The organism is Micromonospora sp. LOL_024, assembly GCF_048060415.1.
GTDB lineage: Bacteria > Actinomycetota > Actinomycetes > Mycobacteriales > Micromonosporaceae > Micromonospora.
The window spans coordinates 525,904-540,975 of the sequence record NZ_JBHMIS010000001.1 but is presented as its reverse complement, the minus strand read 5'-3'; the positions used below and the strand labels follow the sequence as shown (position 1 = coordinate 540,975).

The window sequence follows — 15,072 nt, the reverse complement described above, 5'->3', positions numbered from 1 at the left end:
CCCCTCAGATCTTCTCGATCGGGGCGTGCCGCAGGACCAGCCACAGCGTCTGGTCGCCGAAGTCGATCTGCGCCCGAGCGCCGGCGCCGTGCCCCTCCACCGCCACCACCCGGCCCAGGCCGTACCGCTGGTGGTTGATCCGGTCCCCGGCGGTGACCTTCGGCCCCTGCGGCAGCTCGCTCGCGGTGGCCAGCCGGCTGCCGTCGACGCCGAGCTTCCGCGCCAACTGCACGGCCCTGGGAGTGCCACCGGCGAAGGCTCCACGGCCGTCGGACATCCGCTCCGCGCGGCCACCCACCCCGCCGCCCCCGCCGCCCCACGAGGTGTACGACCCTTCGGTCCGCTCCCAGCGGACCAACTCGGGCGGCAACTCCTCCACGAACCGCGACGGCGGGTTGTAGGACGGTTGTCCCCAGGCCGAGCGGGTCACCGCCCGGGAGAGGTAGAGCCGTTGACGGGCACGGGTGATGCCGACGTACGCCAGCCGGCGCTCCTCCTCCAGCTCCCGGGTGTCGCCCAGGGAGCGCAGGTGCGGGAAGACGCCATCCTCCAGACCGGTCAGGAACACCACCGGAAACTCCAGGCCCTTGGCGGTGTGCAGGGTCATCAGGGTGACCACGCCCTGGTGCTCGGGATCATCGGTGGGTACCTGGTCGGCGTCGGCGACCAGCGCGACCTGCTCCAGGAACCCGGCCAGGGTGGCCCGCTCCCCCTCCGCGCCGGCCGCCTCGATCCGCTCCGTGTACTCGCGGGCGACGCTGACCAACTCCTGGAGGTTGTCGACCCGACCGGCGTCCTGCGGGTCGAGGCTCTCCTCCAGCTCGGTCAGGTACCCCGAGCGGGTCAACACCGCCTCCAGGACATCTTCCGGGGTGCCGCCGTCGGCCAACTCGCGGGCAGAGTCGAGTAGCGCGACGAAGTCACCGATGCCGTTGGCCGCGCGGGTCGAGATGCCCGGCGCGTCCTTGGCCCGGCGCAGCGCGGCACCGAAGGAGATGCGATCCCGGCCGGCCAGCGCCTCCACACACGCCTCGGCACGATCGCCGATGCCCCGCCGCGGCGTGTTGAGGATCCGGTGGAGGCTCACCGTGTCGTCGTCGTTGACCACCGCTCGCAGGTAGGCCAACGCGTCCCGAACCTCCTTGCGCTCGTAGAAACGCACCCCGCCGACGACCTTGTACGGCAGGCCGACCCGGATGAACACCTCCTCGAAGACCCGGGACTGCGCGTTGGTGCGGTAGAAGACCGCCACATCGCCCGGACGGGTCTGTCCGGCGTCGACCAACCGGTCGATCTCCCGGGCCACCCAGTCCGCCTCGGCGTGCTCGGTGTCGGCGACGTACGCGACGATCGGCTCACCCGTGCCGGCGTCGCTCCACAGCCGCTTCGGCTTGCGGGACGTGTTGCGGTCGATCACCGCGTTCGCGGCGTTCAGGATGGTCTGGGTGGAGCGGTAGTTCTGCTCCAGCAGAATGGTTCGGGCATCCGCGAAGTCGCGCTCGAACTCCAGGATGTTGCGGATTGTCGCGCCACGAAACGCATAGATCGACTGGTCCGCGTCACCGACCACGCACAGCTCCGCCGGATCGAGACCCTCGGTGCCGGCGACCAGCTCCTTGATCAGGACGTACTGTGCGTGGTTCGTGTCCTGGTACTCGTCGACCAGGACGTGCCGGAACCGGCGGCGGTAGGTTTCCGCGACGTGCGGGTGCGACTGGAGCAGGTGCACCGTCGTCATGATGAGATCGTCGAAGTCGAGCGCGTGCGCCTCGCGCAGCCGTCGCTGGTAGAGCGTGTAGGCCTCGGAGAGGGCGCGTTCGTTGGGCCCGCTGGCGCGGCCGGCGAAGGTTTCCGGGTCGACCAGCTCGTTCTTGAGATTGGAGACCTGAGCGGCCAGGCCGCGCGCCGGGTAGCGCTTCGGATCCAGGTCCAGCTCCCGGGCGACCATCTGCATGAGCCTGCGGGAGTCGTCGGCGTCATAGATCGAGAAGGTGGACTTCAAACCGGCGTGCTCGTGCTCGGCGCGCAGGATCCGGACGCAGGCGGAGTGGAACGTGGAGACCCACATCAGCCGGGCACGCGAACCGACCAGGGCGGTCACCCGCTCCTTCATCTCACCGGCGGCCTTGTTGGTGAAGGTGATCGCGATGATCTCACCGGGGTGCACGTCCCGCGCGGCGAGCAGGTACGCGATCCGGTGGGTCAGCACCCGGGTCTTGCCGGACCCGGCGCCGGCCACGATCAGCAACGGTGAGCCGGCATGGGTGACCGCGCCCCGCTGCGGGCCGTTGAGGTCCTCCACCAGCTGCGACGGATCAAGGCGGCCGGGAGCGGGCCGTTGCGGCGCGCGCGCCGGGGCGGGCTCGGGCGGGGAGGCGGGGATGTCGAAGAGAGGATGCATCGCACGGCGAGTCTATGCCGCCGGCCCGACATCACCCTCCCCGGCTTCAGGTGTAGGGAAGGGCCCCTGTTGACGCCTGCGGGAGAGCAGGGGGCCCATCTCAACGGCTTTGATGGCTTTCCTTGCGCACGTCCCAGGGCGGGCGGCATACTCGATGACATGTTCGATCAGCGCTTCTACTTTTACTACGGCCCCGGGAGTCCGGCAGCCGTAGGTCGCGCCTGATCGACTAGACCTGCGAAAGCCCCGGGCTCCGAGGAGCCCGGGGCTTTCGTCGTCCCGGGATCCGGGCACTGGGCACCAGACCCTGGGAGGTACCCGAAGATGACAGACGTGATGGAGCAGAGCGGACACCCGGCCGGTTCCGGCGCTGGCCGGAACGGCGCCGCACCCGACGGCACGGCCTCGACAAGCGCGGTCCCGCACGGTCCGGCCTCGAACGGCGCCGCCCCGGACAGCACGGGCCAGGACAGCACGCGCCCGGACAAGGCAGCGGCCTCCGGCAGCCCAGGCCGCAGCGGCTCGGCCGCGACCGGTCGTTCCCGCCCCGATCCGGGCAGCCCGGTCACTGGCGCCCAGGAACCCGACGCGGCCGCCCGGATCTCCGACATCCGGGTACGGATCGACGAGATCGACCGGATGCTTGTCGAGCTGTGGCAGGAGCGTGCCGCGCTGTCCCAGGAGGTCGGCACGACCCGGAGGGCCTCCGGCGGTACGCGGCTCGTGCTCTCCCGCGAGCAGGCGATCCTGGAGCGGTTCCGATCAGCCCTGGGCGCCGACGGCACCCAACTCGCGCTGCTGCTGCTGCGGGCCGGACGCGGTCCACTCTGAGCGGTGGCGGTCGACTCGCTCATCCTGCCAGCCGAACGAGGACCGGGGCGCCGACCGCTGTAACAGCCGACGCCCCGGTCACTGAGGAGGCACTACCTTCACCGTCGCACCCGGTACGGATGGTCGGGCACCGACGGCGTCTGTGGGGCTACTCCTTCGCGTGCACCACGTCGCGTACCTCGGCGAAGTGGCAGGCGCTCGGGTGGCCGGAATTGTCGCGGATCTGCAGGAGCGGCGCCTGCTCGGCACAGATGTCCTGTGCCTTCCAGCAGCGGGTCCGGAACCGGCAGCCCGACGGCGGGTTGGCCGGCGACGGGACGTCACCGGTCAGCACGATCTGGTCCCGGTGGCCCCGCAGCTTCGGGTCCGGAACCGGCACCGCCGACAGCAGCGCCTGGGTGTACGGGTGGGTCGGCTTGTCGTAGATGTCGTCCTCGCTGCCGATCTCGATGATCTTGCCGAGATACATGACCGCCACGCGGTCGGCGATGTGCCGCACCACCGACAGGTCGTGGGCGATGAAGACGTACGACAGGCCCAGCTCTTTCTGGAGCTTGCCGAGCAGGTTGATCACCTGCGCCTGGATGGAGACGTCCAGCGCCGAGACGGGCTCGTCACAAAGAATGATCTCCGGGTTGAGCGCCAACGCCCGGGCGATGCCGATACGCTGCCGCTGCCCACCTGAGAACTGGTGCGGATACCGGTTGATGTGCTCCGGGTTGAGGCCGACCAGTTCCAGCAGCTCCTGCACCTTGGCCCGCCGGCCGTTCTTCGGCACCACGTCCGGGTGCACCTCGAACGGTTCGCCGATGATGTCGCCGACGGTCATCCGCGGGTTGAGCGAGGTGTACGGATCCTGCATCACCAGCTGGATGTTCTGCCGGCCGCGCCGCCGCTCCTCCGCGCCGACCTCGGACATGTTCTTGCCCTGTACGAAAAGGTCACCGGAGGTCGGCTTCTCCAGCCCGACGAGCAACCGGGCCAGGGTCGACTTGCCGCAGCCGGACTCGCCCACGATGCCGAGCGTCTCGCCCCGGCGCAGCTCCAGGTTGACCCCGTCGACGGCCTGGACCGCACCGTACTGCTTCTTGAAGACGATGCCCTTGGTCAGCGGGAAGTGCTTGACCAGGTCTCGGGTCTCCAGCACCACGTCACTCATCGCCCTTGACCTCCTTCCAGAAGTGACAGGCGGCCGTACGGTTCGACGACACCTGGTACAGCGGCGGTGTCGGGTCCTTCCGACAGACGTCCTGCGCGTACCGGCACCGGGGGTTGAAGGAGCAGCCCGCCGGGATGTTCGTCAACGCTGGGGGCAGGCCCTTGATGGCGGTGAGCTCGTGGCCCTTGAGGTCCAGGCGCGGGATCGACTCCAGCAGGCCCTTGGTGTACGGGTGAGCCGGCGTGGCGTAGATGTCGTTCACGCCGGCTTCCTCGATGACCCGGCCGGCGTACATGACCGAGATCCGGTCCGCCACGTCGGCCACCACACCCATGTCGTGGGTGATCAACACCAGGCCCATGTTCCGTTCCCGCTGCAGTTCGGCCAGCAGCGCCATGATCTGGGCCTGCACGGTCACGTCCAACGCGGTGGTGGGCTCGTCCGCGATCAGCACCTCGGGGTCGAGCGCCAACGCCATGGCGATCATGACACGCTGCCGCATTCCGCCCGAGAACTGGTGCGGGTAGTCGTTCACCCGCTGGCTCGCGGCCGGGATCCTCACCAGGTCGAGCAGCTCGACGGCACGAGCCTTGGCGTCCTTGCGGGACATGCCCCGATGCTTGCGGAAGAGTTCGGCAAGCTGGAACCCGACGGTGAAGACCGGGTTCAGCGCGGAGAGCGCGTCCTGAAAGATCATCGCGATCCGGTTCGCCCGCACCTTGCGACGCTCGGACTCCGGCAGTTTGAGCAGGTCGACGCCCCTGTAGAGGATCTCCCCGCCGGTGACGAAGCCGGGCGGGGAGTCCAGGATTCCCATGATCGCCTGAGCGGTCACGCTCTTGCCGCAGCCGGACTCACCGAGGATTGCCCGGGTCTCGCCGGCCCGCAGATCGAAGTTCACCCCGTTGACGGCGTGGGCGATGCCGTTGCGGGTGCGGAACTCCACGTGCAGATCCTTGACCTGCAGCGGCAGCGCGTTCGGGTCGACACCCGACAGCGCCTCCAGCTCGACGTTCACATCAGTGCTCATGCCGGCACTCCGCTTCGCTCCGTGCCTTTGTGAGGCACCGTCGCCGTGTGCTGATGATTCGCTCGCAGACACTCGCTCATGGGACTCACCGGAACTTCGGGTCGAGGGCGTCACGCAGGGCGTCACCCATCAGGATGAAGGACAGCACCGTGCCGACCAGCAGACCGCAGGGGAAGAGCAGCAGCCACGGGTCCTCCAGGAAGTAGACCTGGTGCGTGCTGATCATGATGCCCCAGGACTGCGCTGGCTGCTGGAGCCCCACGCCGAGGAAGGTCAGCGTGGCCTCCGCGGCGACGAACGACCCGAGCACGATGGTGGCGTAGACCAACATCGGGGCGATCGCGTTCGGCAGGATGTGCCGGAACATCAGCCGCGAGTTGCGGGCACCGACCGCCTTGGCGGCCTGCACGTAGTCCAGGTCCTTCGACGAGATGACGCTGCCCCGGATGATCCGGGCGATGCTCGGCCAGGCCAGCAGGAACAGCACCGCGGTGATGGTCCAGATGTTCTGCCGCTTGATCACGGTGAGGAAGACGATCGCACCGAGCAGGAACGGCAGCGAGAAGAAGATGTCCATCACCCGCGAGATGATCGTGTCGACCCATCCACCGTAGTAGCCGGCGAGCAGGCCGAGCGTCCCACCGAACAACACGATGCCGCTGGTCGCCATCACCGCGATCACCATCGAGGGCCACGCGCCGTAGATGGCGTGCGCGTAGTAGTCGCAGCCAAGGATGTCGAACCCGAAGGGGTGTTCCCCGCTCGGGGAGATCCGGGACCGGTCGGTATTGCAGTTCCGCGGGTCCTGGCTGGTCCACAGCATCGGGAAGGCCGCCATGGAGCCGACCACGAGGACGTAGAGGGAGGCGATCACGAAGATCGGGTCGCGCAGCAGTTGCCGCCGGGCGTCCGCCCACAGGCTGGCGCTGCGCTCCTTGCCGTCCGCCGCCGATCCGGACGACGGACCCTCGCCGCCCACCGGCGCCCCGCCCACGGCGGTACCCGCGCTCGTCAGGTCGCTCATGTCCACACCTCGTTTCGCTCCAGCCGGCCACCGGGGGCGGTCGGAAGACCCTGCGTCCGCATCAACACGATCCGCTCACTCATAGCGGATCCTCGGGTCGAGCACGGCGTACAGGAGGTCGACCAGCAGGTTGGCGACCAGCACGACCAGCACCAGCATGGTCACCACGCCGACCACCACCGAGGACTCACCGGTGCGCGCGGACATCGTCACCAGCCGGCCGATACCCGGCACGTTGAAGATGGTCTCGGTGACCACCGCGCCGGCCATGGCGGCGCCGATGTCGACGCCCAGGAAGGTGATCACGGGGATCAGCGAGTTGCGCAGCGTGTGCACACCGATGACGCGCTTGTTGGCCAGGCCCTTGGCCCGGGCCGTCCGGACGTAGTCGGCCCGGATGTTCTCCATGATGCTGGTCCGGGTGAGCCGGGCGGTTACCGCCAGCGAGGTCGCGCCGAGCACCATGCCTGGGATGATCAGACTGGCCAAGGGGTAGTCGGGCTTGAACACGGGGCTGAACATGCCTGACGAGATCACGTCTGGGATCCAGTCCTGGTCGCGCAGCACGTTGCCGAACTTGACCCCGACGAACTCCCGCACCACCACACCGAGCACGAAGATCGGCACCGAGATGACGAAGACGGTGCTGATCTTCACCAGGTAGTCGGCGAAGCTGCCGCCACGCAGGCCGGCGAGCACACCGGCGGCGATTCCCACGACCGCCTCGAAGAGGATCGCGATCACCAGCAGTTTGAGCGTGAACGGAATGGCGTCGGCCACCAGGTCGGTGACCTCCCGCTGGCGCAGGTTGATGCCGAAGTCGAAGTGGAAGAAGATGTTTTGCAGCCGGTCGGCGAAGAGCCCGAAGCAGGGATTGCCCCGCTGGTCGAGGCAGGGGTCCCCGTAGCCGAGCCGCTCGGTGATCGCCTGCAGCAGGGCGGGCGGCGGCGTCCGGTCTCCGAACAACGCCCGGACCGGGTTCCCGCTGAACTGGATCGCCAGCGCGGTCATGTAATGGAGCAGGAACATGGTGCCCAGCACGGTGGGAATGAACTGGAGCAACCGTCGGATGACGTAGCGCCCCATGTCGGGGTCTCCTCTCGGCGCTGACGTGGCGGCAACGATCACCCTGGTGGGGTGATCGTTGCCGCCACGTCGTGTTACGGCATGATCAGGAGGCGGAAGCTCAGTTCTGCTTCAGCGTGGTCGCACCGTAGTCGGCATCCGCGACGGCGTTCCAGACGAACTGGTCAACGTTCTCACCGTAGACGGCTGCCACCTTGCTCCACCACATCGGGATGACCGGCAGGTCCTCGCCGAGGAGGTCCTCCGCCTTCTGGTAGGACGGGATCGCGGCCTGGATCGAGTCGGCCGAGTCACCCTCCTTCATGTGGGCGTCGAACTCGGTGTTGGTGTAGCCCGAGTTGTTGCTGCCGGCACCGGTGCCGTAGAGCGGGTAGAGGTAGGTCTCCATGAACGGGTAGTCCGGACCCCAGCCGAGACGGAAACCACCGGTGAACTTCTTCTGGTCCGCGGTCTCGAGGTACTCGGCGAACTGCAGGTTCACCTTCAGCTCGTAGTCGATGCCCAGGGCTTCCTTGATCTGGTCACCGACCGCCTGCAGCCACTGGTCGTGACCGGCACCGGCGTTGGCCCACAGAATCAGCTTCTCGCCGGCCGGCCAGCCGCCAGCCTCGGCGAGCAACTGCTTGGCCTTGTCGACGTCCTTGGCGCAGTACTTGCAGACACCCTCGCGAGCACCCTCGAAGGTCGGCGCGACGTAGCCGGAGGCCGGGGTGAAGCGACCGTCGAAGACGGCGTCGATGATCGACTGCCGGTCGATCGACAGCGACAGCGCCTGACGGATCCGCTTGTCCTCGAACGCCTTGTTGTAGATCGGCATACCGACGTAGGTGAAGCTGTCACCCGGCTGCTCGTACATCCGGTCGCCGTAGGTGGCCTTGGCCTCCTTGTAGCGGGCCGGCGGCAGGGTGTACATCACGTCCAGCTCGCTCGCCTGGAAGGCGGCGTAGCCGGCGTCGACGTCGGCGAAGATGCGGTACTCGATGCGGTCCGGCTTGCCGGCCTCACCCTTCCAGGTGTCACTGCGGACCACGTTGATCGCGACGTTGTGCTGCCAGCTGCCGTCGATCTTGTAAGGGCCGTTGCCGATCGGCGTCTCGTTGCACTTGGCGATGTCGTCGACGCACGCCTGGGCCATCGGGAAGAAGCCCGGGTAGCCGATCGTGGTCGGGAAGCCGGAGAACGGTGCGTCCAGCTCGACGGTGAAGGTCAGGTCGTCGACCTTCTTGAGACCCGACATCTCCTTGGTGGCCGGCTCCGGCGCCTTCTGCGGGCCTTCGCCGTCCGGGTCCGCCGGCGCCACGTCCTTGATGCCGACGATCCGCTTCATGAAGTAGCCGTTGTTCTGGGCGTTCGGCCCGTAAGCGGCGAAGTTCCACGACCGGATGAAGGCGTCGGCGTTGACCGCTTCACCGTTGTCGAAGGTGTAGCCGCTCTTGAGCTTGATCGTCCAGAGCTTCTGGTCGTCGGACTCGACCGACTCGGCCAGGTCCATCTCGACCGCGGAGCTCTCCGCGTTGTACTTGACAAGACCACGGAAGAGCTGGCGGATGACATACAGCGACGGCTCGTCGTCACCACCGGACGGCGTCAGGAACGCCGGCTCCGAGGCATAGACGCGAAGCGTGCCGCCAGCCTGGCCGCTCGACTCGTTGTCGTCGCCACCGCCGCCGCAGGCGGTGGCCAACATGGCGGTGGCGGTCGCCGCGACCGCCACCTTCAGAAATTTCCCGCGCATGGGAGTGCCTCCTCAGGGCGCTCGGCTCACGAGGGGGTGTGAGGTGGTTGCCACTGTGACACCCAATGCGCCCAGGCGGGAAGGCGTGTTATCAACCCGATACGCGGCCGGGACGGCACCGACACCGACCCGAAGCCGGTGTCACGACGCCGCAGAGGCATGGCATGACCTGCTCGTCAAGGGAGTTTCGCGCTTGGCTGGCCACCAGCCGCACCGAGCTGACGAATCCGTGAAGTGACCGGACATCGACGTGAGACCCGCCACTTTGAGGAGGATACTACCCGAAAGGATGAGGCTGATTCCAGCCTGGCGGCCGATCCAGACCACCGCACCCAGGATCTCGGTGGAGACCCGCCACGGCGATCAGCTCACACCAGGCGGCGGTCCGCCGCCCAGCGCGACAGCTCGTAGCGATTGGACATCTGGAGCTTGCGCAACACGTTGGATACGTGCGTCTCGACCGTCTTGATCGAGATGTAGAGCTCCCGCGCGATCTCCTTGTACGCGTACCCCCTGGCGAGCAGCCGCAGCACCTCGCGCTCCCGGTTGGTCAGCTGGTCCAGTTCCGGATCGGCGACCGGAGCGTCCGGGCGGGCCGCGAAGGCGTCCAGCACGAACCCGGCCAACCGCGGACTGAACACGGCGTCGCCGTCGGCCACCCGCCGGATCGCCGCGGTCAGCTCGTCCGGCGAGATGGTCTTGGTCACGTAGCCCCGGGCACCGCCCCGGATCAGCCCGATCACATCCTCCGCGGCGTCGGAGACGCTGAGCGCCAGGAACCGCACCTGGGGATGGCTACGGCGCATCGCCTCCAGCACCGCCCGACCACCACCGTCGGGCATGTGCACGTCGAGCAGGACGACATCCGGCTCGGTCGCCGCGATCCGGCTGACCGCCTCCGCGACGGTGCTCGCCTCGCCCACCACCTCGACGTGCGCGCCGAGTTCGGCGCGTACGCCGGCACGGAACATGGCGTGGTCGTCGACCAGGAACACGCGCAGCCGCTCGGGCCCGACGCCCGCCGCTTCGACCGGTGACACCGACTGCTCGGCCATCATTTGTCCCTCTCCGCCGTGGCCGAGTCCCGGGAGATCGGCAGGATCAACCGGACCTCGGTCCCCTCTCCAGGCCGGGAGCGGATCTCCGCCCGACCGCCGTGCCGCCTCATCCGCCCGACGATGGAACCTCGGACACCGTGTCGATGGTCCTCCACCGTATCCGGGTCGAAGCCCAAACCCCGGTCCCGGACGAAGACACTGACCTGCTCGGGCTCGACCTCGGCGTAGAGCGACACGGTCTGCACCCCGGCGTGCCGGGCCGCGTTCACCAACGCCTCGCGGGCCGCCGCGACCAGCGCACCGACCCGCTCGTCGGTCTCCCGGTCGCCGACGACCACAGCCTCGACGGTGATCGCGAACGTGTCCTCGACCTCGGCCGCAGCCTGTTCCAGCGCGGCAGCGAAACGTTCGGCCGGCGAGGCGGTGGGCTTGTACAGCCAGTTGCGCAACGACCGCTCCTGCCCACGGGCCAACCGCTGCACGGTCTTGACGTCGCTGGCATTGCGCTGGATCAGCGCGAGCGTGTGCAGCACCTGGTCATGCACCATGGCCGCCAGTTCAGCCCGCTCCTGTTCCCGGATCCGCCCCTCGCGCTCCGAGCGGAGCTGGTTCCACGTCCGCCAGAGCATCGGCGCGGCCACCACCCCGACGCCCGCCAGCCCGACCAGCGCGAAGATCACACCGTTGATGACGGCGTCGAGGTTCTGCGCCGGAGAGTAGACCGCCGCGACGCCGATGATGCCGACCGCGACCAGCACCCCGCCGCCGACGAAGCGGAGCACGAAGGCTCTCCGGTCGCTCTCCTCTATCACCGCGCCGAGCCAGGGCACCGGCAGCGACTCGCCCCACTGCCGCCGCCGCTCCGGTGCGGACTGGTGCCAGATCACCCCGGCGCCGACGGCGATGATGGCGACCAGCCACCCCGCGGTACCGGTCGCGCCCACCGAGTCGAACAGCATCACCTGGATCAGCAGTACGCCCAGCCCGATCGCCACGAACGGCAACAACTGGCCGACGTCCCGGCGGGGCGGTACCGCGGTGTCACCGGGGCGCAGCGGGACGACGGCCCAGAAGGCCGCGTAGAGCAGCAGGCCGAGCCCGCTCAGTCCGAGCAGCACCATGAAGGCGACCCGGACCCGGACGACCGGGACGTCGAGGTGCTCGGCGATACCGGCGGCCACCCCGGCGGCCATCCGGTGTTCCGGGGCGCGGTAGAGGCGTGGTGCCTGGCTGACGGTACTGATCGCGGGCTCCCTGGTCAGGATGGTCGGGCCGGACAGCGGAGCGGGGTTCCGGCGTCAATCCGATCGTCACACGCGGCGCGGTGGTCCGACCACGGGGACGCCCCCGACATTCCGGCAGGCTGGATCTCAGGGTGGGGTCAGGGTCACCGCCGGAGGTCGTTCGGGCCTGCGGAGCAGCAGGATCGAGGCATGACCGACGATGCCGCCCGGCCGCAGCGGCCGGAGCCGACGGAACCGGACCCGACGAGACCGGCGTTCGCCCCGCCCGCTGGAAGAACGGCGTGGGACGGGACTAGCGTGCCACCGCCGCCCGGTCCGGGGGGACCGGGCGGTGCGCCCTTCGGCACCGGATTCACCTCACGCTACGGGCTGGTCCGGCCCCGCGAGGGCCGCTACCTGGCGGGCGTCTGCGCTGCGGTCGGTCGGGCCACCAACACCGATCCGGTGCTCTGGCGGGTACTGCTCGCGGTGCTCGGCTTCTTCGGCGGCGTCGGCATCCTGGTCTACCTCGCCGCCTGGCTGATCATTCCCGGCGAGGGCGACAGCGCCTCCCCGGTCGAATCCATGCTGGGACGAGGTCGTTCCAGCATGTCCCCGGTCACCGTGATCGTGCTCAGCATCCTGGTCGCGGTGGGCTTCGGCTTCATCGTCACCGACCCGTTCCGCGCGGTGCTGCTGGGCGCGGCCATCCTGGTCGGCGGTGCGCTGTTGCTGAACCGCCAGCAGCGTGAGCAACGAGCCGGCGTGGCACAGCAGACGCCGCCGACGCCGGGCGCGGGCCGGACCGACGCGCCGGTCTCACCGCCGCCCGGTTCGGTTCCACCCGTCGGCTACCCCGGCCCGCCCGCCTACCAACCGCCGGGGCCCGACGAGCCCACCCTCAACCTGGCGTCGGCGCCGGCGTGGCCACCAGCCGCTCCGCCGGGTCCACCGGCCGCCGCCGCGACCTACCGCCCGCCGTTCGCCCCGCACGGCCCTTACGCCGGACAGGGCGCGGTTGCGCCACCTCCTCCGCCACCGAAGGTCAAGCGGCCGAAGAAGCCCCGCGAACGATCCGCCCTCGGCGCGGTGACCTTCTCCCTGATCTTCGTCGCGCTGGGTCTGGTCGGTGTTCTCGACCTCCTGGACATCTTCGGGATCGGCGCCTCGGCCTACTTCGCCGCCGTGCTCGCCGTGATCGCTCTCGGCCTGCTGGTGGGCACATGGTTCGGCCGGGCCCGCTGGCTGATCGCACTCGGCCTGGTGACCGCCGCCGCGTTGGCCGTCGCCACGGTCGCCGAAAGTTACGACCGGGTCCGCGGCGTGGACGGCGCGGTCACCTGGGCACCGACCGACCACGACAGCCTTGCCGTGCGTTACGAGCAGAGCTTCGCCGACGCGGTGCTCGACCTGCGCGCGATCGATTTCGACCAGCGGGACACCGAGATCACTGTCGTCATCAACTTCGGCGAGGCCACCATCGTGGTACCGCCCGACGTGGACGTCACCGCCGCGGCCCAGGTGACCGCCGGTGATGCGAACATCTTCGGCCAGCGGGCGCGCGGCCTGGAGAACCGGCTGACGGAGGCCGTCGATCTCGGCGCGGACGGCTCCGGCGGCGGCAGACTGCGCCTCAACCTGCACGTGAACGCCGGACACATGGAGGTGACCCGGTGAGGGCACATCGCACCGATCTGGTGTCATTCGCCTTCGGGCTGCTCTTCCTCGCCCTCGCCGCCTGGTGGCTGCTCGCCCAGGTGCTCGGTCTCGTCCTACCGCCGGTTGGCTGGTTCCTGGCCGGCGGGCTCATCCTGGTCGGCGGGCTCGGTCTGATCGGCGCCCTGCGCTCCAGCCGGCAGGGTGACCGGCCGGCGACGGCCGACCCGACCGGAGAGGCCCTCCAGGGACCGGCAGGCCCGCAGACACCGGCAGAGCCCCGGGAAGCGGCGGACACCCGGGAAGCGGCGGACCCGCTGGCCGGCGACGGCGGTGCGCTCGATCTGCTCGCTGGTGAGGAGGCCCCACCGGCCGGCCGGCCGGGGCCTGCGGGCTGACCGTGCGGCGTCGGCCGCTGGCCGCCTATGCTGGCCGGTGTGCTCCCGCCGGTGCCGGGCCGGCCCCATGCCGCAGGGCAGCCTGCGCGGTCACCGGCTCGCGGGTCGTCCGTGGCCGGGCCGACCTCGCCGCTGGCGGTGGTCTCGCGTCAGTCGCCACTAACTTTGTCAGGAGCCCGTTCGACATGACCCAGTTCCCCGCCGTGCGTACCCCCGGCCGATCCGGTCCGGTCCGCCTCGGCGAGCGCGCCGCCCGTACCCTCGTCTCTGAGCTTGCCCGGATCAACGATCCCAAGGTCGCCTTGCTGGTCGGCGCGGCCCCGGAGTCCGCAGTGCTTGCCGCGGCCATCGAAGCGATGCTGCCCGGCGACACCCTCACCGTGGTACCCGCCGAGCGGGTCAGCGCCACGGCGCTGCGGGAGCATGTCAGTGCCCAGGGCCGCTGGGTCGCCGACCGGGTCCGCGTCGTGGACGCCCTGGCCGAGGCCGAGCCCGCCGCGGTGGTGATCGCCGCCGAGGCGCTCACCGGCACCGCGGACGAGGCCCGCCTCGCCATCGACGCACTCACCAAGTATCTGGCCGTCGGCGCGGTGCTCAGCGTCGCGACCCCTGTCGCTCGGACCGCCGGCGCCGCCGCCGAGTTGGACCGGCAGGGCGCCCTGCACGGCGTCGGCGAGGACCTGTTGCTGCGCAACTCCCCTCCGGTACGCGTCTACCGGCTCCGCTTCGCTCCGGCGGACGCGGCTTGCGCCGAGCGGCTCGCCCCGGCGTACCGGCCGTCGAGCGTGCCGCTGAGCCGCGACATGCACATCGATTCCAACGGCGTGGCCGCGGCCGGCATCGCCCTCGGGCTGGCCGCGCTGGCCCGGTTGACCCGGCCGAAGTCGAAGATCTGGCTGCTGCCGGCGCTGGCCGCCGCACCGGTGGCGGCCTTCTTCCGGGACCCGGAGCGGGACGTGCCGGAGGACCCGTCTGCCGTGGTGGCCGCCGCCGACGGCCGGGTGCTGTCGGTGCAGCGCCTGCACGACGAGCGCTTCGGCGACGGCGAGTTCCTGCGGATCGCCGTGTTCCTCTCGGTACTGGACGTGCACGTCAACCGTTCTCCGGTGGCCGGCAAGGTGGTTGACTACTTCGTCGCCGACGGCGGCTTCGTCAACGCGATGAAGCCGGACGCGGAACACAATGTGGCCGCCTACACGGTGCTGGACACCACGCGCGGCGCGGTGGTGGTGGCCCAGCGGACCGGTTTGATCGCCCGGCGAATCGTCCAGCGTGCGCCGATCGGCACGTTGCTGGCGCGGGGCGAACGCTTCGGCCTGATCCGCTTCGGCTCGCGCACCGACGTCTACCTGCCGGCGGACGCCGCGGAGCCGTTGGTCGGACCGAACGACAAGGTGATCGGCGGGGCGAGCGTCATCGCTCGCTGGCGCTGACCGGCGCAGGCGCGCGAAAGGGGCACCGCTACCGCGGT

The 15,072-nt window shown here is 69.6% G+C and carries 10 protein-coding genes and 2 pseudogenes; 4 read left to right on the top strand and 8 right to left on the bottom strand.

Annotated elements, in window-relative coordinates; all coding sequences use genetic code 11:
* Positions 1-4: 4 nt before the first annotated feature.
* Positions 5-2,401: a DNA helicase PcrA gene (gene pcrA, locus ACFHWY_RS02645; RefSeq protein ID WP_416578429.1), complete on the bottom strand. Its 2,397-nt coding sequence runs from the start codon at positions 2,399-2,401 to the stop codon at positions 5-7.
* Between the two features lie 492 nt (positions 2,402-2,893).
* Between pcrA and ACFHWY_RS02640 the strand changes: the two are divergent.
* A pseudogene (locus ACFHWY_RS02640) lies at positions 2,894-3,232 on the top strand (chorismate mutase); the annotation flags it as partial.
* A 148-nt stretch (positions 3,233-3,380) separates the two neighbouring features.
* Here ACFHWY_RS02640 and ACFHWY_RS02635 read toward each other — a convergent pair.
* The 7 genes from ACFHWY_RS02635 to ACFHWY_RS02605 all read right to left on the bottom strand — a co-directional run bounded on the left by ACFHWY_RS02635 (position 3,381) and on the right by ACFHWY_RS02605 (position 11,586).
* Positions 3,381-4,391 (bottom strand): ABC transporter ATP-binding protein, encoded by a 1,011-nt coding sequence (locus ACFHWY_RS02635; protein WP_416578428.1) that lies wholly within the window; start codon positions 4,389-4,391, stop codon positions 3,381-3,383.
* Positions 4,384-5,421, bottom strand: a complete 1,038-nt coding sequence (locus tag ACFHWY_RS02630; protein WP_416578427.1) for an ABC transporter ATP-binding protein — start codon at positions 5,419-5,421, stop codon at positions 4,384-4,386. Before ACFHWY_RS02630 ends, ACFHWY_RS02635 begins: the two co-directional genes overlap by 8 nt.
* An 85-nt stretch (positions 5,422-5,506) precedes the next feature.
* Positions 5,507-6,445 carry an ABC transporter permease gene (locus ACFHWY_RS02625; protein WP_416578426.1) on the bottom strand — a complete coding sequence of 313 codons (939 nt, stop codon included), beginning with the start codon at positions 6,443-6,445 and terminating at the stop codon, positions 5,507-5,509.
* Positions 6,446-6,520: 75 nt separating this feature from the next.
* Positions 6,521-7,531, bottom strand: a complete 1,011-nt coding sequence (locus ACFHWY_RS02620) for an ABC transporter permease (RefSeq protein WP_416578425.1) — start codon at positions 7,529-7,531, stop codon at positions 6,521-6,523.
* A gap of 100 nt (positions 7,532-7,631) precedes the next feature.
* The gene (locus ACFHWY_RS02615; RefSeq protein ID WP_416578424.1) at positions 7,632-9,266 is read right to left on the bottom strand and encodes a peptide ABC transporter substrate-binding protein; all 1,635 of its coding nucleotides are present in this window, start codon (positions 9,264-9,266) and stop codon (positions 7,632-7,634) included.
* Between the two features lie 368 nt (positions 9,267-9,634).
* Positions 9,635-10,321: a response regulator gene (locus tag ACFHWY_RS02610; protein ID WP_416578669.1), complete on the bottom strand. Its 687-nt coding sequence runs from the start codon at positions 10,319-10,321 to the stop codon at positions 9,635-9,637.
* Positions 10,321-11,586, bottom strand: coding sequence for a PspC domain-containing protein (locus tag ACFHWY_RS02605; protein WP_416578668.1), 1,266 nt, complete (start codon positions 11,584-11,586; stop codon positions 10,321-10,323). The genes ACFHWY_RS02610 and ACFHWY_RS02605 overlap by 1 nt, the downstream gene beginning before the upstream one ends.
* Positions 11,587-11,757: 171 nt before the next feature.
* Here ACFHWY_RS02605 and ACFHWY_RS02600 point away from each other — a divergent pair, with 171 nt between their 5' ends.
* The 3 genes and pseudogenes from ACFHWY_RS02600 (at position 11,758) to ACFHWY_RS02590 (ending at position 15,034) form a co-directional block, all read left to right on the top strand.
* Positions 11,758-13,224, top strand: a complete 1,467-nt coding sequence (locus tag ACFHWY_RS02600; protein ID WP_416578423.1) for a PspC domain-containing protein — start codon at positions 11,758-11,760, stop codon at positions 13,222-13,224.
* Positions 13,221-13,460 (top strand): annotated as a pseudogene (locus ACFHWY_RS02595) (hypothetical protein); the annotation flags it as partial. The gene ACFHWY_RS02600 and the pseudogene ACFHWY_RS02595, both read left to right, overlap by 4 nt.
* 326 nt (positions 13,461-13,786) lie before the next feature.
* Entirely contained in the window at positions 13,787-15,034 is a 1,248-nt protein-coding gene (locus ACFHWY_RS02590; protein ID WP_416578422.1) for a phosphatidylserine decarboxylase, read from the top strand.
* The last annotated feature ends 38 nt before the right edge of the window (positions 15,035-15,072 follow it).